Source organism: Aeromonas sp. 602200, from assembly GCF_049173895.1.
Lineage (GTDB): Bacteria > Pseudomonadota > Gammaproteobacteria > Enterobacterales > Aeromonadaceae > Aeromonas > Aeromonas veronii_A.
Map to the genome: position 1 here is coordinate 101492 of NZ_JAAKSL010000004.1, position 18769 is coordinate 120260.

At 60.9% G+C, this 18769-nt stretch carries 17 protein-coding genes and 1 pseudogene; 7 read left to right on the forward strand and 11 right to left on the reverse strand.

Annotated features, from left to right (window positions below; all coding sequences use genetic code 11):
• Window positions 1-29: 29 nt before the first annotated feature.
• The 6 genes from rlmH to leuS form a co-directional block, all read right to left on the reverse strand.
• Window positions 30-497 (reverse strand): 23S rRNA (pseudouridine(1915)-N(3))-methyltransferase RlmH, encoded by a 468-nt coding sequence (gene rlmH / locus G5221_RS07300; RefSeq protein WP_005335166.1) that lies wholly within the window; start codon window positions 495-497, stop codon window positions 30-32.
• Window positions 498-516: 19 nt separating this feature from the next.
• Complete coding sequence (rsfS, locus tag G5221_RS07305; protein ID WP_005335165.1) at window positions 517-858, reverse strand: ribosome silencing factor; 342 nt, start codon at window positions 856-858, stop codon at window positions 517-519.
• Between the two features lie 103 nt (window positions 859-961).
• Window positions 962-1612 (reverse strand): nicotinate-nucleotide adenylyltransferase, encoded by a 651-nt coding sequence (nadD, locus tag G5221_RS07310; protein ID WP_421263026.1) that lies wholly within the window; start codon window positions 1610-1612, stop codon window positions 962-964.
• A complete protein-coding gene (holA, locus tag G5221_RS07315; protein WP_421263027.1) occupies window positions 1606-2643 on the reverse strand; it encodes a DNA polymerase III subunit delta in 1038 nt (345 codons plus the stop codon). The genes nadD and holA overlap by 7 nt, the downstream gene beginning before the upstream one ends.
• The gene (lptE, locus tag G5221_RS07320; RefSeq protein WP_421235955.1) at window positions 2643-3125 is read right to left on the reverse strand and encodes an LPS assembly lipoprotein LptE; all 483 of its coding nucleotides are present in this window, start codon (window positions 3123-3125) and stop codon (window positions 2643-2645) included. The genes holA and lptE overlap by 1 nt, the downstream gene beginning before the upstream one ends.
• Window positions 3126-3223: 98 nt before the next feature.
• Window positions 3224-5800 (reverse strand): leucine--tRNA ligase, encoded by a 2577-nt coding sequence (leuS, locus tag G5221_RS07325; protein WP_421263028.1) that lies wholly within the window; start codon window positions 5798-5800, stop codon window positions 3224-3226.
• 145 nt (window positions 5801-5945) lie between these two features.
• On the opposite strand from leuS, the gene G5221_RS07330 reads away from it, so the two are divergent.
• The gene (locus G5221_RS07330) at window positions 5946-6440 is read left to right on the forward strand and encodes a zinc ribbon-containing protein (RefSeq protein ID WP_005335155.1); all 495 of its coding nucleotides are present in this window, start codon (window positions 5946-5948) and stop codon (window positions 6438-6440) included.
• An 82-nt stretch (window positions 6441-6522) separates the two neighbouring features.
• Here the strand turns inward: G5221_RS07330 and G5221_RS07335 are convergent, their stop codons facing one another.
• The 3 genes from G5221_RS07335 to fldB all read right to left on the reverse strand — a co-directional run bounded on the left by G5221_RS07335 (window position 6523) and on the right by fldB (window position 9990).
• Window positions 6523-7863 carry a TldD/PmbA family protein gene (locus tag G5221_RS07335; protein ID WP_421263029.1) on the reverse strand — a complete coding sequence of 447 codons (1341 nt, stop codon included), beginning with the start codon at window positions 7861-7863 and terminating at the stop codon, window positions 6523-6525.
• Window positions 7863-9263 (reverse strand): TldD/PmbA family protein, encoded by a 1401-nt coding sequence (locus tag G5221_RS07340; RefSeq protein ID WP_421263030.1) that lies wholly within the window; start codon window positions 9261-9263, stop codon window positions 7863-7865. Before G5221_RS07340 ends, G5221_RS07335 begins: the two co-directional genes overlap by 1 nt.
• A 208-nt stretch (window positions 9264-9471) precedes the next feature.
• Window positions 9472-9990 (reverse strand): flavodoxin FldB, encoded by a 519-nt coding sequence (gene fldB, locus G5221_RS07345; RefSeq protein WP_139710032.1) that lies wholly within the window; start codon window positions 9988-9990, stop codon window positions 9472-9474.
• A gap of 250 nt (window positions 9991-10240) precedes the next feature.
• Here fldB and xerD point away from each other — a divergent pair, with 250 nt between their 5' ends.
• A complete protein-coding gene (gene xerD, locus G5221_RS07350; protein ID WP_266134345.1) occupies window positions 10241-11140 on the forward strand; it encodes a site-specific tyrosine recombinase XerD in 900 nt (299 codons plus the stop codon).
• 72 nt (window positions 11141-11212) lie between these two features.
• Here the strand turns inward: xerD and mscL are convergent, their stop codons facing one another.
• The gene (gene mscL / locus G5221_RS07355) at window positions 11213-11623 is read right to left on the reverse strand and encodes a large-conductance mechanosensitive channel protein MscL (protein WP_042054731.1); all 411 of its coding nucleotides are present in this window, start codon (window positions 11621-11623) and stop codon (window positions 11213-11215) included.
• A gap of 316 nt (window positions 11624-11939) precedes the next feature.
• On the opposite strand from mscL, the gene G5221_RS07360 reads away from it, so the two are divergent.
• From G5221_RS07360 to nqrE, 5 genes and pseudogenes are all read left to right on the forward strand, one after another.
• Window positions 11940-12587, forward strand: coding sequence for a disulfide isomerase DsbC N-terminal domain-containing protein (locus G5221_RS07360; protein WP_245147641.1), 648 nt, complete (start codon window positions 11940-11942; stop codon window positions 12585-12587).
• Complete coding sequence (recJ, locus tag G5221_RS07365; protein ID WP_266134344.1) at window positions 12553-14283, forward strand: single-stranded-DNA-specific exonuclease RecJ; 1731 nt, start codon at window positions 12553-12555, stop codon at window positions 14281-14283. The genes G5221_RS07360 and recJ overlap by 35 nt, the downstream gene beginning before the upstream one ends.
• A 177-nt stretch (window positions 14284-14460) precedes the next feature.
• A pseudogene (locus G5221_RS07370) lies at window positions 14461-15642 on the forward strand (MerR family transcriptional regulator).
• A gap of 257 nt (window positions 15643-15899) precedes the next feature.
• Window positions 15900-16292: a hypothetical protein gene (locus G5221_RS07375; RefSeq protein WP_266134343.1), complete on the forward strand. Its 393-nt coding sequence runs from the start codon at window positions 15900-15902 to the stop codon at window positions 16290-16292.
• 199 nt (window positions 16293-16491) lie between these two features.
• Complete coding sequence (nqrE, locus tag G5221_RS07380) at window positions 16492-17091, forward strand: NADH:ubiquinone reductase (Na(+)-transporting) subunit E (RefSeq protein WP_266134396.1); 600 nt, start codon at window positions 16492-16494, stop codon at window positions 17089-17091.
• Window positions 17092-17156: 65 nt separating this feature from the next.
• Here nqrE and lnt read toward each other — a convergent pair whose 3' ends face one another.
• On the reverse strand, window positions 17157-18695 hold the full coding sequence (lnt, locus tag G5221_RS07385) for an apolipoprotein N-acyltransferase (RefSeq protein ID WP_421263031.1): 1539 nt from the start codon (window positions 18693-18695) through the stop codon (window positions 17157-17159).
• Window positions 18696-18769 lie beyond the last annotated feature (74 nt).

Consider the following 18769-nt stretch of genomic DNA (forward strand, 5'->3'; position numbering starts at 1 on the left):
GGGGGCAATAACAGCAGGAGCGGCATGGTTCACTCTCTGTGATAAGGGTGATTGGTCGTTATGCTCCAGGCACGGTAGAGGCTCTCGGCCACCAGTACCCGTACCAGCGGATGGGGCAGGGTGAGCGGTGACAGGGACCAGCTCTGTTCGGCAGCAGCCTTGCACTCGGGGGACAAGCCTTCCGGCCCGCCTACCAGCAGTGCTACATCGCGGCCATCGAGTTTCCACGCCTCCAGCTGGGTCGCCAGCTGCTCCGTGGTCCAGGGCTTGCCTGGAATGTCGAGGGTGACGATGCGCGAGCGCCCCGCAGCCGCCAGCATGGCTTCCCCTTCCTTCTGCAGGATGCGCGGAATGTCGGCATTTTTGCCCCGCTTGCCTGCGCCAATCTCGACGAGTTCAAACGGCATGTCTTTGGGGAAGCGGCGACGATACTCTTCGAAGCCATGCTCTACCCAGGCGGGCATCTTGGTGCCCACCGCAATCAACTGGATCTTCATGGTCGTTACACTTGTGCTCTTATTGCGTATTCATTTGAGCGGCACCGCTCCACAGCTTTTCCAGTTGGTAGAAGTCACGATGTTCATCCTGCATCACATGCACGATCACCGAGCCCATATCTACCAGCACCCATTCACCGCTCAGTTGTCCTTCCACGCTCAGCAGATCGAGACCCGCGTGGCGGGCTTCGCTGGCCAGATGGTGGGCAATGGCGCTGACGTGACGACTGGAGTTGCCGGAACAGATGATCATGGTGTCAGTAATGCTGGATTTGCCGCGTACATCGAGGGTGATGATGTCGCGGCCTTTCATGTCATCGATCTTGTCGATGATAAAGGCATGCAATTCTTGGCCTTGCAATGAGTCTCTCCTGTATTCCGGCGCGCAGCGTTTGCGTCAGGGCGGCGGATTATATCATGGTCACTCCCGTTTCCCATCGGGTGGGGCGGGATTACGACAGGGGCTAGCGGCGGTTGGCGCGGTAGAGCCCCTGTTGATCAATATAGTGCGCAACCGACTCGGGCAAGAGGTAGCGGGTGTCTTGTCCCGCATCCAGCAAGGTTCGCAGTCGGGTGGCTGACAGTTCGATGGGCTGGTTGTCCGCCAGCCAGATATGACCGGCCAGACGCAGATGCAGCGCGTTGGCATCCGTGGTGTGATGGCGCGTCAGCAGCTGCGCGACCTCGGCCGGATAATCCGGTTGCCAGCCCGGCCGTACGCTCACCACCAGGTGGGCGTAGTCGAGCAGCTCCTGCCAGCGGTACCAGCTTGGCAGGCTCAGCAGGGAATCCATCCCCATCAGAAAACAGAGCGGCGTATCGGGCAGTTCACGACGCAGCTCGATCAGGGTATCGATGGTGTAAGAGGGCTTGTCCCGTCTCAGCTCCCGCTCATCTACCACAAAGTGGTGGTTCTCCGCCGCCGCCAGTTTGACCATGGCGAGGCGTTGTTCGCTGGAGCAGAACGGATTGGCGCGGTGGGGCGGGATATGGTTCGGGATCAGCCGCATTTCGGCCAGCCCGAGGGCATCGCGCGCCTCGATGGCCGGGCGAAGATGACCGATATGGATAGGATCGAACGTGCCTCCCAGCAGGCCAATGGGCGCCTTCAGCACGGGCTGCTCTCCATCACCAGCGGCAGCGGGGTGCCATCACGAAAGCCGAGGGCAATGGTCTGCAGCATCAGCCACGCCTGTTCGGTATCGAAGCGGCGTTGGGCATCGTCCAGCTGGGCCATCAGTTGCCACAGTTGCTGCAACTTGGCAAATGGCAGGCGGGTCAGTGCTTGCTGAATGAGCTGCTGGCGGCTCTGCCAGATGCGCAGGCGGCTGAAGTGTTCACCCAGCGGCTGGCCGTTGCGCATCGCCAGCGACAGCTCAGTCAGCTGCTCCAGCTCGCGGCAGAGGGTCCAGGCCAGCATCCCCGGCTCGGTGCCTTCGGCCCGCAGAGCTGCCAGAATGCGCTGGGCCCGGTTCACCTTGCCCTCCAGCAGGGTATCGACCAGCTGGAACGGGGTGAAGTGGGCGTGGCGGATAATGGTCTCTTGCAGATAGGTGACGCTGATGGGCTGGGGCGGCGAGAGCAGGGTCAGCTTCTCGATCTCCTGACTGGCGGCCAGCAGGTTGCCCTCGTAGGAGTGGCACATGAAGTTGATGGCATCCGGCAGCGCCTTAAGGCCGAAACGCGCAAAGCGGGCACTCATCCAGCGCGGGAAGAACTTGGGCTCCGGATGGTTGACCGGCACATAGGTGCCAATCTGGTAGAGCTTGTCGAACCAGGCCGCCTTCATCTGGGTCTGGTTGAGGCGACCGCCACTCAGCACCAGCAGCAGGTCGGGATGAAGCTGTTTGCCGATTTCGCTGATGCGGGCTGCGAGATCCTTGTCCACCTTGGCGGGCAGCTCCAGTTCGATGATCTGACGGGCGGAGAAGAGGCTCATGGCCTGACAGGCATCGTAGACCTGATTCCAGTCCAGCCCCTGTTCCACCACGAAGGTGTGGCGCTCATCGAAACTCTGCTTGCGGGCGATCTGACGGATGGCGTCGATGGCCTCCAGTCGCAGCAGGGGCTCGTCGCCAAAAACGAGATAGCAGGGCCGAAGCCCTGCTTTGAGGTGGTCACCAAATTGTTCCGGGTAAATCCGCATCAGAAGCTGACCTGACTCAACTGCCGGATCACCTGATTGGCCGCCTGCTCCTGCATTTCGCGGTTGAGCTGCTCCTGCTCACGGGAGGAGGCGAGCGCTGCATCCGGCTTGTTGAGGAAGCTGCGGTTGAAGTTGATGGGGAAGACCTGAGTCGGCTTGCCCGGTACCGAGATGGTGAACTGGGTACCAAAGCCCAGCACATATTCGGTGTCCGTCCCCAGCGCGTTGACCGAGGCGACCTGACTGGTGCTGCCTACGCCGCCCAGAGTGAGCACCGGAATGCCCTCCTTGTCGGCCAGGGTCACGCCAGAGGCCTTCAGGCGGGTGGTAACCATCCGGTAGAAGTCGCTCTTGTTGTCGCCCACGACCTTCATGGTCATCAGCTCGGCCGGGATGCCGTTGCCGCGCATGTGAAAGCCGCAGCCTTGCAGCAGCAGACCAGCCAGCACGATGGCCATCCAGCGGGTGAAGATGGTGCCCATAGAAAATCCTCTTTGCATTAAGGGAAAGCGGCGGGCGCAGGGCCCGCCGTTATCATCCGTTTGCTGTCACAGATTGGCAATGATCAGTTGGCAACCGATCAGTTAGCGACAATATTGAGCAGCTTGCCAGGTACATAGATCACCTTGCGCACGGTCAGACCGTCGGTGAACTTCTGTACCGAGGCATCAGCCATCGCCAGCTTCTCGACGTCGGCCTGGCTGATCTCGGCGGGCACGGTCAGCTTGCCGCGCATCTTGCCGTTGATCTGTACCACCACCAGCTTCTCGGTCTCGACCATGGCCGCTTCATCGGCCACCGGCCAGGCTGCGTGATCGATGTCGTTGCCCTTGCCCAGCATCTTCCACAGCTCGAAGCCGATGTGCGGGGTGATGGGGTAGAGCATGACTACCACGGCTTCCAGCGCTTCCTGCATCAGGGCGCGGTCCTGCTCGTCGTTGCCGAGCTTGGCCAGATTATTCATCAGCTCCATGATGGCGGCGATGGCGGTGTTGAAGGTCTGACGGCGACCCACGTCATCGCTCACCTTGGCGATGGTCTTGTGCAGTTCACGGCGTACCGCTTTCTGCTCGTTGGTGAGAGCAGCCACATCCAGCGCGGCAACGGCGCCACCGGAAACGTGTTCGAAGGTGACGCGCCACAGGCGACGCAGGAAGCGCTGGGCACCCTCTACGCCGGAGTCGGACCACTCCAGCGTCATTTCTGCCGGAGAGGCGAACATCATGAACAGACGGACGGTATCGGCGCCGTAACGCTCGACCATCAGCTGCGGGTCGATGCCGTTGTTCTTGGACTTGGACATCTTGGTCATGCCGGAGTGCATTACCTCACGGCCTTCGTTGTCGATGGCCTTGGTGATGCGACCCTTCTCGTCACGCTCTACCTTGATGTCGGTCGGGCTGACCCAGACGTTGCCACCCTTCTCGTCTTTGTAGTAGAAGGCGTCGGCCAGCACCATGCCCTGGCAGAGCAGGCGCTTGAACGGCTCGTCGCTGTTGACCAAACCCGCGTCACGCAGCAGCTTGTGGAAGAAGCGGGCGTAGAGCAGGTGCATACAGGCGTGCTCGATACCGCCGATGTACTGATCCACCGGCAGCCAGTGGTTGGCAGCAGCCGGATCCAGCATGCCCTTGTCGTAGTCCGGGGAGCAGTAGCGCGCGTAGTACCAAGAGGACTCCATAAAGGTGTCGAAGGTATCGGTCTCGCGGAACGCTTCCTGACCGTTGTAAGTGGTCTTGGCCCACTCGGCATCGGCTTTGATCGGGCTCTGGATACCATCCATCACCACATCTTCCGGCAGCAGCACCGGCAGCTGCTCTTCCGGCGTCGGCACTACGGTACCGTCAGCCAGGGTCAGCATCGGGATGGGGGCGCCCCAGTAACGCTGACGGGAGACACCCCAGTCACGCAGACGGTAGTTGACGGTGCGCTTGCCCTTGCCGAGCCCTTCCAGCTTGCTGGCGATGGCATCGAAGGCGCCCTGGAAGTCGAGACCGTCGAACTCGCCGGAGTTGAACAGCACGCCCTTCTCGGTGTAAGCCGCTTCGCTCACGTCGACGTCGCCATCAACCGGCTTGATGACCGCCTTGATGTCGAGGCCATATTTGGTGGCGAACTCGAAGTCACGCTGATCGTGGGCCGGAACTGCCATCACCGCGCCGGTGCCATAGTTCATCAGCACGAAGTTGGCGACCCAGACCGGTACCTTGCGGCCATCCAGCGGGTGAATGGCGTAGAGGCCGGTGGCCATGCCCTTCTTCTCCATGGTGGCCAGTTCCGCTTCGGCTACCTTGGTGTTCTTGCACTCTTCGATGAAGGCAGCCAGCTCAGGATTGTTCTGGGCTGCTTGCAGCGCCAGCGGGTGACCGGCAGCGATACCGACATAGGTGACGCCCATGAAGGTGTCCGGACGGGTGGTATAGACCTCCAGCTGCTCAGCCTGACCCTCGATGGCGAAGCTGATGTTGACCCCTTCGGAGCGGCCAATCCAGTTGCGCTGCATGGTCTTGACCATCTCCGGCCAGCCTTCCAGATTGTCGATGTCGTTGAGCAGCTCTTCGGCGTAGTCGGTGATCTTGATGAACCACTGGGGGATCTCTTTCTGCTCCACCGGGGTGTCACAGCGCCAGCAGCAGTTGTCGACCACCTGCTCGTTGGCCAGTACGGTCATGTCGTTCGGGCACCAGTTGACGGAGGAGGTCTTCTTGTAGACCAGACCCTTCTCGTAGAGCTTGGTGAAGAACCACTGCTCCCAACGGTAGTAATCCGGTTTGCAGGTGGCGATTTCACGATCCCAGTCATAACCCAGACCCAGCATCTTCAGCTGGTTCTTCATGTATTCGATGTTTTCGTAGGTCCAGGGCGCCGGCGCGGTATTGTTTTTGATCGCGGCGTTCTCGGCCGGCAGACCGAATGCATCCCAACCTATGGGTTGCAGCACGTTCTTGCCATTGAGGCGTTGATAACGGGAGATCACATCACCTATGGTGTAGTTACGAACGTGCCCCATGTGTAGTCGACCAGACGGATAGGGGAACATGGACAGGCAGTAGAACTTCTCCTTGTCTACCTTCTCCACGGCCTTGAAGGTTTTCTTGGCATCCCAGTGCTTTTGCACTGCTGGTTCGATTGATTGGGGAACGTATTGCTCTTGCATTGGTGACATCCGGATCTGTGAAATGAATAGATAAATCAGCTGGGAAATCGCAATAGAATACCCATATCCTGCGGCGGCAACAACCGCCAGCGTCCCTTGGGCCTTAAGCCGGGCCAGATCAGGGTTTAGTAGAGGAGTTAGAGCCATGGACAAACGTCAAAAAGGGTACGAAGCCTTCATTGCCGAGCTGCAAAAACAGTGGCAAGAGACTGAAGAGTTCCAGGGGGAGCGCCTCAACCGGATGATTGCCAAGGTGCAGGCCTATCTGGAGGCTGCCAGCGACCTGACCCAGGACGAACTGGCGCTCATTGCCGAGTACGTGAAGCGGGATCTGGGCAACTATGACGAGGGGCGCCATGACGATAGTGCACAGGTGGAAGAGTCTGCCTTTATGCTGGCCCTCAAAGACACCGCCTGGTCCTGGCTGGCGGATGTGACCGACCGCGCCCAGGTGGAGTGGCGCGAGCTGGCCGACGAGCTGGAGCACAAGGGTGTTTACGAAGCGGGTGACTGGGTAGGGCTCGGGGTCATGGTGTGCGACCAGTGTGGCTGGCGCCATACCGTGCTGCATCCCCAGCAGCTCGATACCTGCCCCGAATGCGGCTGCGCCGAGTATCATCGCGAGCCGCTCTCGCCCTGAGTCAGGCCTCAAGGCGGACGAGATAACGAGAAAAAGGCGCCATCAGGCGCCTTTATCTTGCTTGCAGGTTTCGTCGGGGCGTTTACTTGCCGGCGACGGAGAGGCCGCCAAAACGGATCTGCGGGGCGTAGAAGCCCTTGCCGTCGTTGTGGTGCAGGGTATCGCCGACCGCTTCCAGCTCGCCCAGCAGGCGGTAGAAGTTGCCTGCTACTGTGATGCCGCGCACCGGCTGCAGGCGAACGCCATCGCGACAGAGGAACCCTGACGCGCCAAAGGAGAAGTCGCCGCTCACCGCATCGGCACCCGAATGCAGGCCGTCCAGCTTGACCAGCTCCAGATAGTCACCGCTCTGCACCTCCGCTTCACAGTGAGGGCCCGCGCCGAACACCAGATGGCGAGCGGTCACATCGAGGGCGCTGCGAGCGCCGCGGGCGGCCGAGCCGTTGCTGGCGACGCCAAAGTGGCGGGCGGTGGTGCTGTTGTGGAGCAGGGTTTTCAGCTCCCCTTCGCCAATCAGCAGCAGATCCGAGCTGGCCGCCCCCTCGCCATCAAACGCCTTGATGTTCATGCCGCCCGGCATATAGACCCGGCTTTCCAGAGTAAGCCAGCGTGACGCTATGCTCTGGCCGACCTTGCTGCGCCAGGGGTTGATCCCTTGTTGGGCCCACTTGCCCGACAGCACGCCCTGAAAGCAGCCAAATAGGCTGGCGAAGCAGTTGGTGCTGAAGATGACGCTGTAGCGGCCGCTCGGCACCGCTTCACCGGGCAGCAGGCCATCGGCGATGGCGTAGATCTGCTCGATCAGGGCCTGGCTATCCAGCTCGTCGAAGCGACGGCCATACTGCCCCTGCGAGTGCATCGACTGGCGGCCATCCCGTACCACCAGCGCCGAGGTGTAGCAGCCGACGCTGAACTCGCCGTGCTGGCAGAGGGTGCCCTGACTGTTGGCGAGCCAGAGCTGGCTCTCACCTTCGAAGAAGCTGTTGTAGGGGGCGCCGCTCACATCGGGCATGGCCAGCATGTCTGATTCGAGGCGCAGGGCCAGGGCGATCTTCTCCTCAACCGGCGTGGTATCGGGCTGGTTGATCTCGGCGCAATCTGTGGTGATCCGGCTATTGGCCACCGAGATGCGCTGATCCGCATCCACCTTGGCAAAGCGGCTGGCATCGAGCGCATCTTGCAGCATGGCATCCAGCGCCAGCTCATCGAGGGATTCCGAGTAGGCGATGCCGACTCGGCCCTCTTTGAGCAGGCGAATACCGAGCTGCTGGCTGCTGGTGACCTTGTATTCACCCAGCTCGCCCTTGTCTGCCTTGAGGGAGAAGGCCTTCTCCTGATTAGCGATGATGTCTGCCTCGGCACTGAGGTCGGCCACTTTATCCAGCAGGCGGGTGAGCAGTTGGTTCATGTCGAGTTGGCTCATCAGGCGTTCCCTCCCACCAGAATATTGTCCACTTTCAGCGCCGGCTGGCCCACCGAAGTGGGGACCGAGCCCGAGACTGAGCCGCACATACCGGCGGCCAGCGCCAGATTGCGGCCCACCATGGAGATCTCTTTCAGCACCTGCGGGCCGGTACCGATCAGGGTGGCTGATTTGAGCGGTCTGGTGATTTTGCCGTGCTCGATGAGGTAGGCCTCCTGCACATTGAAGTTGAATTCACCGGTGCCGGGCTGTACCGAGCCGCCCCCCATCTTCTTGGCATAGATGCCGTGCTCTACCGTGGCCAGCATATCGTCGAGGCTATGGTTGCCCGGTTCGATATAGGTGTTGCGCATGCGCGAGGTGGGGGCATACTTGTAGGATTCGCGCCGCCCGGAGCCGGTGCGGGCGTAGCCCGTCTTGAGGGCCCCCATTCTGTCCACCAGAAAACCGGTCAGCACGCCGTCCTTGATGAGCTGGGTATGCTGGGTCGCCATCCCCTCGTCATCGACGTTGATGGAGCCCCAGGCGTTGCTCTGCAAGCCTTCATCCACCGCATTGACCACCGGATTGGCGATGAGCTGGCCCATCTTGTCGTGGAACACAGACGCCTTTTTGGCTACCGAGGTGGTCTCCAGCAGGTGGCCGCACGCTTCGTGGAAGATGACGCCGCCAAAGCCGTTCTCCATGATGACCGGCAGGGTGCCGCTTGGGCAGGGAGCCGCGCCAAGTTTCACCAGTGCCTGACGGGTGGCGGTGAGGGCCAGCTCGCGCGGATCGATGCGATCGGCATGCTCCCACCCCATCAGGGCGCCGGGGGCCTCGTAACCGACGCTCTGCTCGCTCCCTTCCATGGCGATGGTCTGGGCCATGATGCGGTTGTAGTGGCGGCGATCGGCCACTTGCAACCCTTCACTGTTGAAGATCTCCACCTCCTGCTCCCAGCCCAGCACGTTGCCGGAGAACTGGCTCACCTTGTCGCTCTCGGCGCGGGCCGCCGCATCCATGGCGTGCAGATAGGCGATCTTCTGCTCCAGCAGCTTGTCTGCCGACAAGGGCAGGGCCACCGGGTTGCGGTCGGTCAGGCGGGTGAAATCGAAGGCGGTGGCGGTCACCACGGGGTCGCGGCGGTCTTTGGCCGCCAGCAGGGTGACGATGCGCAGCAGTTCGTCGCGGTTGGCCAGATTGGTGTAGCCGTAGAGCACCTTGTGGCCGTAACAGAGGCGCACGCCGATGCCGAAATCGAGGCCGCCGCTGATGTTCTCTATCTGGCTGGAGAGCAGGCTGAGCTGGCTGCGGCGCTTGCGCTCGACAAACAGCTCGGCGAAATCGGCACCCAGCGCCAGCGCGTGATCGAGCACGTCACGGGCGATGGTAGGGGCCAACAGGGAGAATGGGGTCATAGAATATCCTTTTCTGGTCTGTCCGTTTGCTTCCGACATCCGGCTCTGATTGTTATGGGATGTCGAGTCCATTGTTGCAGACCAGCACAAAAAAGTCGCTATAGCGTCACGCGATGATACCAATTGAGAAAATCGGTGCGATAACTGCGCCCGGCGGCCAGGGCCAGGGCCAGGCGCTCAGGGTCGTTTTGCCAAAACGTGGGAAAGATCAGAGCAGGGCGTGGATTTCGCTCAGGATCTGCTCGACCCACTGCTCGATGCGCGGATCGGTCTGGTCATATTGGTTGGCATCATCGAGGGCCAGCCCGACGAAGTGACGGCCATCGTCGATCAGTGCTTTGGAGGCATCGAATTCGTACCCTTCGTTGGGCCAGTAGCCCACCAGCTTGACCCCTTTTGGCACCAGCTGATCGTGCAGCATGCCGAGGGCGTCCTGGAACCATTCGCCATAACCGAGCTGATCGCCGAGGCCAAACAGGGCAACGATGCGTCCCTCCAGGTGGAGATCGGAGATATCTTCCCAGCGGGACTCCCAGTCCTCCTGCAGTTCGCCAAAATCCCAGGTGGAGATGCCGAGGATCAGGATCTCGTAATCCTCCATCCGGCGCAGGGAGACATCCTTGATATTGTGAATATCCACCAGCTCGGGGCCGATGAGGGCGCGGATCTTCTCGGCTGCCATCTCGGTGTAGCAGGTGGTGGAACCGTAAAACAGACCAATCTTCATCGCTCTTCTCTCTGTTGGCGCTTTCTCGCTTGCTTTTGGCGCGTTCTCGCATGCTCGTGTGGGCTGCGCCATGTTGGCAACACGATGGGTAACGTAAGGGGAGGGCGCCAGTCTAGCAGATTGCCATTCGACCTTCACCGCCCGGCAAGGGGGGTGGCAAAAGTGCCTTATATTTCCAATGAAAGTGCCTTGTCTTTCCAAGGAGTTGGCGCGTTACAATGGGCCATCGATCCCCTGATTGCAGCGCACCATGAGCAAGCCTGACCCACATCCCCTGATTGAACCCTTCCTCGACGCCCTCTGGCTGGAGCGGGGATTGTCTGACAACACGGTCAGCTCCTATCGCAGCGATCTGGAGAAGTTCTCCCTCTGGCTCGACGAGCAGGGGAGCTCGCTGCTGCTGGCGGGGATGGACGAGATCCAGCACTACCTCGCCTGGCGGGTCGATCATCAGTTTGCGGCTAGCAGTACGGCCCGCTTCCTGTCGGCCCTGCGCCGCTTTTACCAGTATCTCAACCGCGAGAAGCTGCGCCGCGACGATCCGACCGTGCTGCTGGAGGGGCCCAAGCTGCCGAAAAAACTCCCCTCCGATTTAAGCGAAACGGAGGTGGAGGCACTCTTGAGTGCGCCGCTGGTGGATGACCCGCTGGAGTTGCGGGACAAGGCAATGCTGGAGCTGCTCTACGCCACCGGCTTGCGGGTTTCCGAGCTGGTGGGACTCACTGCCGAGCATGTCAGTTTGCGTCAGGGCTTGGTGCGGGTGGTGGGCAAGGGCAACAAGGAGCGACTGGTACCGATGGGCGAGGAGGCGATGCACTGGCTCGAGCGTTACTATCGGGAGGGGCGCACCCTGCTGCTCGGTGGTACCAGCTCGGACGTGGTGTTTCCCTCCAAGCAGGCCCGTATGATGACCCGCCAGACCTTCTGGCACCGCATCAAGCTTTACGCGCAGCGGGCCGGGATTAACGGCGAGCTATCCCCCCATACCTTGCGCCACGCCTTTGCCACCCATCTGCTCAATCATGGCGCTGACCTGCGGGTTGTGCAGATGCTGCTGGGTCACGCGGATCTTTCCACCACCCAGATCTACACCCATGTGGCCAACGAGCGACTCAAGGCGCTGCACGGTGAGCACCACCCCAGAGCTTGAGTGGCTGGCCTCCCAAAAACAAAAAACCGCCAGCAGGCGGTTTTTTTATCTCTACACGACAGGAGATGGCGCTTATTTCCCTTGCTGGGATTTCAGCAGATCACGGATCTCGGTCAGCAGCTCCTGATCCTTGGTCGGGCCTGCCGGGGCGGCGGCTTCCTCTTCCTGTTTTTTCTTGAGGGTGTTGATGGCCTTCAGTCCCATGAAGATGGCAAAAGAGATGATCAGAAAGTCGATGATGGTCTGGATGAACTTGCCATAGGCGATGACCACGGCGGGTGTTGTCCCTTCTGCGGCCTTCAGGGTGACCGCCAGGTCGCTGAAGTCCACGCCGCCCAGGATCAGGCCGATGGGCGGCATGATCACGTCACCGACAAAAGAGGAGACAATTTTGCCGAAGGCGGCACCAATGATGATACCGACCGCCATATCGATAACGTTGCCGCGTGCGGCAAAGGCTTTGAACTCTTGAATCAGACTCATTATTTCCTCCGAAATTAAACAAGATAGCGCGTTGATTACCCTTGCCAAAGGGCGAACTCTTGTCAGGAAAAACAGAGGCTAAGCCGCGTTGTTCCTGTCGTCCTGACTAGCTTGCGGGCGTTATGAGTCCTTGGCAATCGGGGGGAACCATTTTTTTGGTACAAAGTGATATTAATTTTTTGGTAAGTAGCTGGTTGAATGATGAGCTGTGCTGCTGTAGTTTGCTGGGTCGATTCATTCATACCACGTGAGTAAACAAGTGAAGTATTTACTACTGGGAATGATGCTTTTGTGCACATTTGCTGCCAGAGCGGGGATGGATACCCAAGCCTTGAAACAGACCATCACTGCCCGGCTGGGGGTCCCCGTCTATCTGGTTGAACCGACCCCGATCGCGGGGTTGTATATGCTGGGCACCTCACAGGGGGTGCTCTACAGCGATGCCAAAGGGGATTATGTGGTGCAGGGGGTCATGCTGGATATGACCCGCGACATGAAGAACCTGACCATCTCGGGTATGCGCGAGCAGCGCCGACTTGGGCTGGCGCAGGTGGCTCATGCCCCCATCGTGCTCAAGGCTCGTGATGAGCGTCACCGGGTCGCGCTGTTTCTCGGCGAGCAGGACGCCAAACGTCGTCAGCTCCCCGGCACCTTGCAACACCTGCAGGCATCCGGGGTGAGCGTGGCACTCTATCCGGTGATTGATCACGCCGAACGGGCCGCCGACTGGTGCAGCGATCCCCTGCTGCAAAATGATCCGTTAAAAGCCTATTTGCCTCAAACGGCATGTAGTGAGACCCTTATCCAAAATATTGGCCTGAGCCAATGGTTGGGGGTCAAGGTACTGCCGGCCTGGGTCTCCTCCGACGGGGATCTGGTGCGCGGGTATCAGAGCCCCGAACAGCTGCTCAAGATACTGGATCATATTGATGTCCCTGCAAATCCGTCGTCGTCCGCGAGTTGATGATTCCCATCTGCCTGCCACCCTGCATCCCCTGCTTCGCCAAATCTTCGCCAGCCGTGGCGTAGAGGATCCCGCCCTGCTGGAGCGCAGCGCCAGCCAGCTGTTGCCGCCCCAGCGCCTCTATGGCATGGAGCAGGCGGTGCCGCTGCTGGCGGATGCCCTGACCGCCCAGAAACGGATCCTTATCGTCGGCGACTTCGATTGCGATGGTGCCACCAGTTCGGCCCTGTGTGTGCTGGCCCTGCGCGCCATGGGCGGTCGCCACATCGATTTTCTGGTGCCCAACCGCTTCGAGTTTGGCTACGGCCTCACCCCCGAGATTGTCGAGCTGGCGGTGGCCCGCGGCGCCGAGTTCCTGATCACGGTGGATAACGGCATCTCCAGCATCGCCGGGGTGGCGGCTGCCAAGGCGGCTGGTATGCAGGTACTGGTTACCGATCACCATTTGCCGGGTCAGGAGCTGCCTGATGCCGATGCCATCGTCAACCCTAACCAGCGCGGTTGCGATTTTCCCTCCAAGTCGCTGGCCGGGGTGGGGGTGGCCTTCTACCTGATGGCGGCCCTCAATACCCATCTGCGTCAGCTCGGCTGGTACGAACGGCAAGGGTTGCGCCCCCCCAATGTGGCGGATTACCTCGATCTGGTGGCCCTCGGCACGGTCGCCGACGTGGTGGCGCTCGATGGCAACAACCGCATCCTGGTCCATCAGGGCTTGCAGCGGATCCGGGCTGGGCGCTGTCGCCCCGGCATTCAGGCGCTGGTGGATGTGTCGGGCCGCGATGGTCGCCGTCTTACCGCCGCCGACCTTGGTTTTGCGCTGGGGCCGCGCCTCAACGCGGTGGGACGCCTCGATGACATGTCCCTTGGGGTCGCCTGTCTGCTCTGCGATGACCTCAATCTGGCGCGCCAGCTTGCGGCCGAGATGGACAGCCTCAATCAGGAGCGCAAGGAGATTGAGCAGGGGATGCAGCAGGAGGCCCTCGCCACTCTGGAGCAGATCCGGTTTCGCGATGGCGAGGTGCCCTCTGGCATAGTGCTGCACCGCAACGAGTGGCATCAGGGGGTGGTGGGGCTGGTGGCCTCCAAGGTGAAGGAGAAGTACTACCGCCCGGTCATCGCGTTTGCCGAGAGCAGCGAGACCGAGCTCAAGGGCTCCGGCCGCTCCATCCCCGGCGTGCACCTGCGCGATGCGCTGGAACTGCTCGATACCCGCCACCCGGGCCTGATGGGCAAGTTTGGTGGCCATGCCATGGCGGCGGGGTTGACCCTGCCCAAGGCCAACATCGAGGCCTTCAGCCGCGCCTTTGAGGCTGTCATCAGCGAGCTGGTGACGCCGGAGCTCTTGACCGGGGTGCTGCTCACCGATGGCGAGTTGTTGCCGGATGAGCTCAACCTCGAGCTGGCGGAGCTGATTCGCGCCTCCGGCCCCTGGGGTCAGGCCTTCCCCGAGCCACTGTTTGACGGCGAATTCGTGCTGGTGCAGCAGCGGCTGGTGGGGGAGAAGCACCTCAAGATGATGCTGACAACCGATTCCGGTCATGCGGTGGATGCCATCGCCTTTGGCGTCGATCTCAAGCGCTGGCCCGATGCCTCGGTCAAGCGGGTGCGGCTTGTCTACCGGCTTGACGTCAACGAGTGGCGCGGCAACCGCAGCGTGCAGCTGCTGGTGGAGCATCTGGAGGCGGCCGGTCTTTGAGCCGGTAGCATCGCTGCTCTATCGCCGCTTTATCACAGATAGCGCTGACAACGGCCACCCGAGGGTGGCCGTTTTTGTTGGCGGATCTCTGGAAAAGGGCGTTGACCTGTCTATAGCTTCACAGTTTAAGCTCGTCTCTATCGGGTCACCTGATGGCCTGCACCGTGAGTGATTGCCATGAAAATATCCGAACTGGCCCGCCGCTGCGGTCTCGCCCGCTCCACCCTGCTCTATTACGAGAAGCTGGGGGTGATTGCCGGTACCCGGGCCGCCAACGGCTATCGCCACTATGACGAGGGGGATCTGTAGCGACTGCAGATGGTTCAGGCCCTGCAGGCGGGTGGTCTCAGCCTCAAGCAGTGCCTCGCCTGTCTGGCTGGCGAGATAGATCAAGCGGCATTGCAGGCCCGGGTCAGGGAGCTGGATGAGGAGCTGGTGCGGATGCAGCGTGCCCGGGATCTGTTGGCGGATCTGGCAGGGCTGCGCCCGCGCTCCGGTGAGGAATTCAAGGCCTGGCAGCTGCAACTGCAGCGCGAGGCACCGGAGGCCTACTTCGCGTGGGTGATGAAACAGGGTTTTAGCGAGAAAGAGCGCTACCACTTGCAATGGTTGAGCAAAGACATGAATGAACATGAGCGTTACATCAAAGACTTTATCCAGCTGCTGGATGGCATGAGTTACTGGGGGCCGGGGGATCGCGCCTTCACCCAGCAGCAGTTTGCCGCCTTGCCCATCCGGCCGCGCCGGATCCTCGACATGGGCTGCGGGCGCGGTGCCTCGACCATGGCGCTGGCTCAGGTGACCGATGCCGACATTGTGGCCATCGATCTGGAAGAGGATGCACTGGCCGCCGTGGCGCACTCCGCCCGTGCAGCGGGCTTTGAGCATGTCTCCACCCTCTGCGCCAACATGGCGGCACTGCCGGACGATCTGGCCCCGGCCGACCTCATCTGGGCAGAGGGGAGCGCTTACGTGATGGGGGTTGCCAATGCGCTGAAGGCGTGGCGTCCGCTGCTCGCGAGCCCGCAGGCTTGCATCGTGCTGAGTGATGCGGTCTGGCTGACCGATAACCCGCCCGAGGAGGCGTTGGCATTCTGGCAGCAGGATTATCCCGCCATGCAGACGCTGGCGGGCCTGCTTGAGACGGTACATGCGGCAGGCTACCGCTGCCTGTCACACACACTCTTGCCGATGAGCGCTTGGAACAACTATCTGGACCCTATCGAGGTCAATCTGGTGCGCTATCGAGACGAGCTGGGGGAGAGTGCCGCCTGGCAGGACTTGAGCCGGGAAGTGGCCATCCACCGCCAATATCTGGGCAGTTACGGCTATGTGATCTGCTGCCTGCAAGCGATGTGAAGAGGGTGGCTATTGCCATTGAGGGTGAGCCAGTGACCGGAGGGGGGGCAGATGCTCCCCCATTTGTTTGGGTTTTAAATGCTCAGTTCAGTGATAATTGAGTGTTTAGTGCTGATTTGCATGATTAGGTGAATATCAAAATCCAATAAAGCGATGGCTTGTGATATATTTATCCACGCATTCCTGTCATCCCTGAAGGAGCTCGAACCTTGCCTCTTGCCAGTCGCTTACCCCCAAGCCGCATACAGCACGGTGCAATGGCCTTTGCCATCGCCTGCATTCTGTGGCTCGCTGCTTTTGCCGCAGCTGGGCTGAGCGCCGTGTCGCAGGGGCCATCTGCCGGGGCGATGGCGGGGATGGCACTGCAAGACCCGATCAACCAGCGTCTGGTCGACACGGTCGGCTTGCTGCCGAGCAACCAGTGGCGCCACGGGGTCGAGCAGGGGCGGCGGTTGGCGAAAGAGCGGGACGGCCATCTCTACCAGATGCTGCTGGCCTGGTTCCAGCACGATATCCTCGGCCTGCTCTGTGGCCTGCTGTTCTTTGTGCCGCTGATCTATGTCAGACAAGCTTGTGGCCACGTTGGCTATCTGCATAAACGGCAACTCTGCGGCCACCATCTGCAATTTCGCTTCTGTCACGGCGACTAGCTCACCCGGCTGGCGGACGCTCATCCACGTTTTCACACTGCTTTTAACGCTCCCGATTGACTGACGGGGCAGGCTGACACCTGCAGCCTTCGCTCTATCGTCCGGTGCTGCGTCCGCGCTTTCTATTGTTTCGTCCATGCTGCTGGCCATCGGCCAGAGGCAGACTTTCTCTTTGCGCAAACACCTGGTGAGCACACCTATGGACTACTACCTCAACCTGTTTATTCACTCAATCTTTGTCGAGAACCTCGCCCTGGCCTTCTTTCTGGGGATGTGTACCTTTCTGGCCGTCTCGAAGAACATCAACACCGCCTTTGGCCTTGGTATGACGATCCTGGTGGTGATGGTGATCGCCATTCCCCTCAACAACTTGATTTACCGCCATATCTTGCGGGCAGGCAGCACCTTTTTCGGGGAATTCGATCTGGGATTTCTCGATTACATCATCTACATCGGGGTGTTGGCGGCGCTGGTGCAGGTGATGGAGATAGTGCTCGACAAGTACGCTCCGGCGCTCTATCAGGCGCTCGGCATCTATCTGCCGCTGTTGACGGTGCATTGCGCCATCTTTGGCGGTGTGATGTTTATGGCGCAGCGGGATTACGATTTTATCGAGTCGCTGGTCTACAGCGCAGGCTCGGGGCTTGGCTGGCTGCTGGCCATTGTCGCCATGGCCGGTTTGCGCCAGAAACTGAAGTACGCTGATGTACCCGAGGGGCTGCGGGGCATCGGCATCACCTTTATCGTGGCGGGGCTGATGTCCCTCGGCTTTATGTCCTTCTCAGGCATATCGCTTTGATTGGAGATGAAAAAAACGAGGCGCCAGCGGGCGCCTCGTTGTTTATCAGGGATTGCGGATGGCCATTACAGCTCGCGGGCCCAGGGGTGAGCCTTGGGGCGCAGCGCCAGACCCAGCAGCAGCACGGTCAGGCCGTAGAGGGGCCAGCTACCAAAGCGCATGTAGGGGGTCTCGCCGTGGGCGGGACGCACCTCACTGCGCAGCACGCCCGCTTCAAACTGCGGGATCTGGCCGATGATGCTGCCGTCGATCTCGGTGACGATAGTGATGCCGGTGTTGGTGTCCCGCAGCAGCGGACGAGCCAGCTCCAGCGCGCGCATCCGGGCGATCTCCATATGTTGCCAGGGGCCGATGCTGGTGCCGAACCAGGCGTCGTTGGAGACGGTCAGCAGGAAGTCGGTATCGGCATTGACGTTGCGGCGCACCTCCTCCGGGAAGATGATCTCGTAGCAGATGGCGGCGGCAAACTTGAGCCCCTTGGCGATCAGGTTTGGCTGCACTTCGTCACCCCGGCTGAAGGAGGACATCGGCAGGTTGAAGAAGGGGGCGATGGGGCGTAGCAGATCTTCAAACGGCACGAATTCGCCGATGGGCAGCAGGTGGTACTTGTTGTAGCGGTTGGAGTGGTTGTAGAAGTAGGACTCCTTGCCATCCGCATCCTGCACCCCCATGCCGAGCACGGTATTGTAGAAACGCTGTTGCTGCTCGTCGTAGTGAATGATCCCCGCCAGCAGGCCGGTATCGTTCACCTTCATCGCCTTGTCCAGATTCTCCAGATAGGGGCCCATCGCCTTCTCGATGGCCGGGATCGCCGATTCCGGCCAGACGATGATGTCGGCATCCTGATTCTCGCGGCTCAAGTCCTGATAGGTGCGCACTGTGGGGGCCAGCGCCTCCGGATCCCACTTGAGGGACTGGGCGATATTGCCCTGCACCAGTGCCACCTTGACCGGCTCGCCACGGGTCACCCAGTTGAGCTGCATCAGGCCATGAGCGCCGGCAGCCAGCAGGGCGGGCACCGCCAGCCACAGTGGCGAGCGGGACTTCCACACCAGCCAGATGGCGGAGGCGGAGAATAGCAGTGCTAGGGTGATGCCCTGCACCCCGAGAATGGGGGCAAAGCCCTTGAGGGGGCCGTCGATCTGGCTGTAACCAAACCAGAGCCAGGGGAAGCCGGTCATCACCCAGCCGCGCAGCCAGTCAGCCACCAACCAGAGGGCCGGGAAGGCGAGCAGCCAGCGGCTCCAGTGACGGCTGCCAAAGAAGCGGGCAAAGATCCAGCAGGCGAGTGTCGGGTAGAGGGCCAGATAGGCGGAGAGCCCGGCCAACAGGACGAAGGCGACCGGCAGCGGGATGCCGCCAAACTCGGTCATGCTGACATGGATCCACCACAGCCCCGGTAAAAAGAGTCCCATGGCGTAGCCAAAACCGCGCCAGGCGGCCTGTTTCGGCGTTGCTTTGTCCAGCAGGGCGTAGAGGCCAAGCAGGGAGGGGATCACCAGCGGCCAGTAGCCGAAGGGGGAGAAGGCCAGCACGGCGATGGCACCAGAGGCCAATGCACTGAGGCTTAACAGAATTTTGGAAGTAACAGGGGATAATCTCACGGGCGATGGTGCTCGTCTTGGTGTGCAACTGGGGTCGAATGGCCGGTATCTTAACCTGTAAGCGGGGCAACGGC

What these genes read in the sequence shown, in the direction of transcription:
- rlmH (WP_005335166.1), bottom strand. Translation starts at nt 497, where the DNA reads ATGAAGATCCAGTTGATTGCGGTGGGCACCAAGATGCCCGCCTGGGTA.
- holA (WP_421263027.1), bottom strand. Translation starts at nt 2,643, where the DNA reads ATGCGGATTTACCCGGAACAATTTGGTGACCACCTCAAAGCAGGGCTT.
- lptE (WP_421235955.1), bottom strand. Translation starts at nt 3,125, where the DNA reads ATGGGCACCATCTTCACCCGCTGGATGGCCATCGTGCTGGCTGGTCTG.
- leuS (WP_421263028.1), bottom strand. Translation starts at nt 5,800, where the DNA reads ATGCAAGAGCAATACGTTCCCCAATCAATCGAACCAGCAGTGCAAAAG.
- G5221_RS07330 (WP_005335155.1), top strand. Translation starts at nt 5,946, where the DNA reads ATGGACAAACGTCAAAAAGGGTACGAAGCCTTCATTGCCGAGCTGCAA.
- G5221_RS07335 (WP_421263029.1), bottom strand. Translation starts at nt 7,863, where the DNA reads ATGAGCCAACTCGACATGAACCAACTGCTCACCCGCCTGCTGGATAAA.
- G5221_RS07340 (WP_421263030.1), bottom strand. Translation starts at nt 9,263, where the DNA reads ATGACCCCATTCTCCCTGTTGGCCCCTACCATCGCCCGTGACGTGCTC.
- fldB (WP_139710032.1), bottom strand. Translation starts at nt 9,990, where the DNA reads ATGAAGATTGGTCTGTTTTACGGTTCCACCACCTGCTACACCGAGATG.
- xerD (WP_266134345.1), top strand. Translation starts at nt 10,241, where the DNA reads ATGAGCAAGCCTGACCCACATCCCCTGATTGAACCCTTCCTCGACGCC.
- mscL (WP_042054731.1), bottom strand. Translation starts at nt 11,623, where the DNA reads ATGAGTCTGATTCAAGAGTTCAAAGCCTTTGCCGCACGCGGCAACGTT.
- G5221_RS07360 (WP_245147641.1), top strand. Translation starts at nt 11,940, where the DNA reads ATGGATACCCAAGCCTTGAAACAGACCATCACTGCCCGGCTGGGGGTC.
- recJ (WP_266134344.1), top strand. Translation starts at nt 12,553, where the DNA reads ATGTCCCTGCAAATCCGTCGTCGTCCGCGAGTTGATGATTCCCATCTG.
- G5221_RS07375 (WP_266134343.1), top strand. Translation starts at nt 15,900, where the DNA reads ATGGCCTTTGCCATCGCCTGCATTCTGTGGCTCGCTGCTTTTGCCGCA.
- nqrE (WP_266134396.1), top strand. Translation starts at nt 16,492, where the DNA reads ATGGACTACTACCTCAACCTGTTTATTCACTCAATCTTTGTCGAGAAC.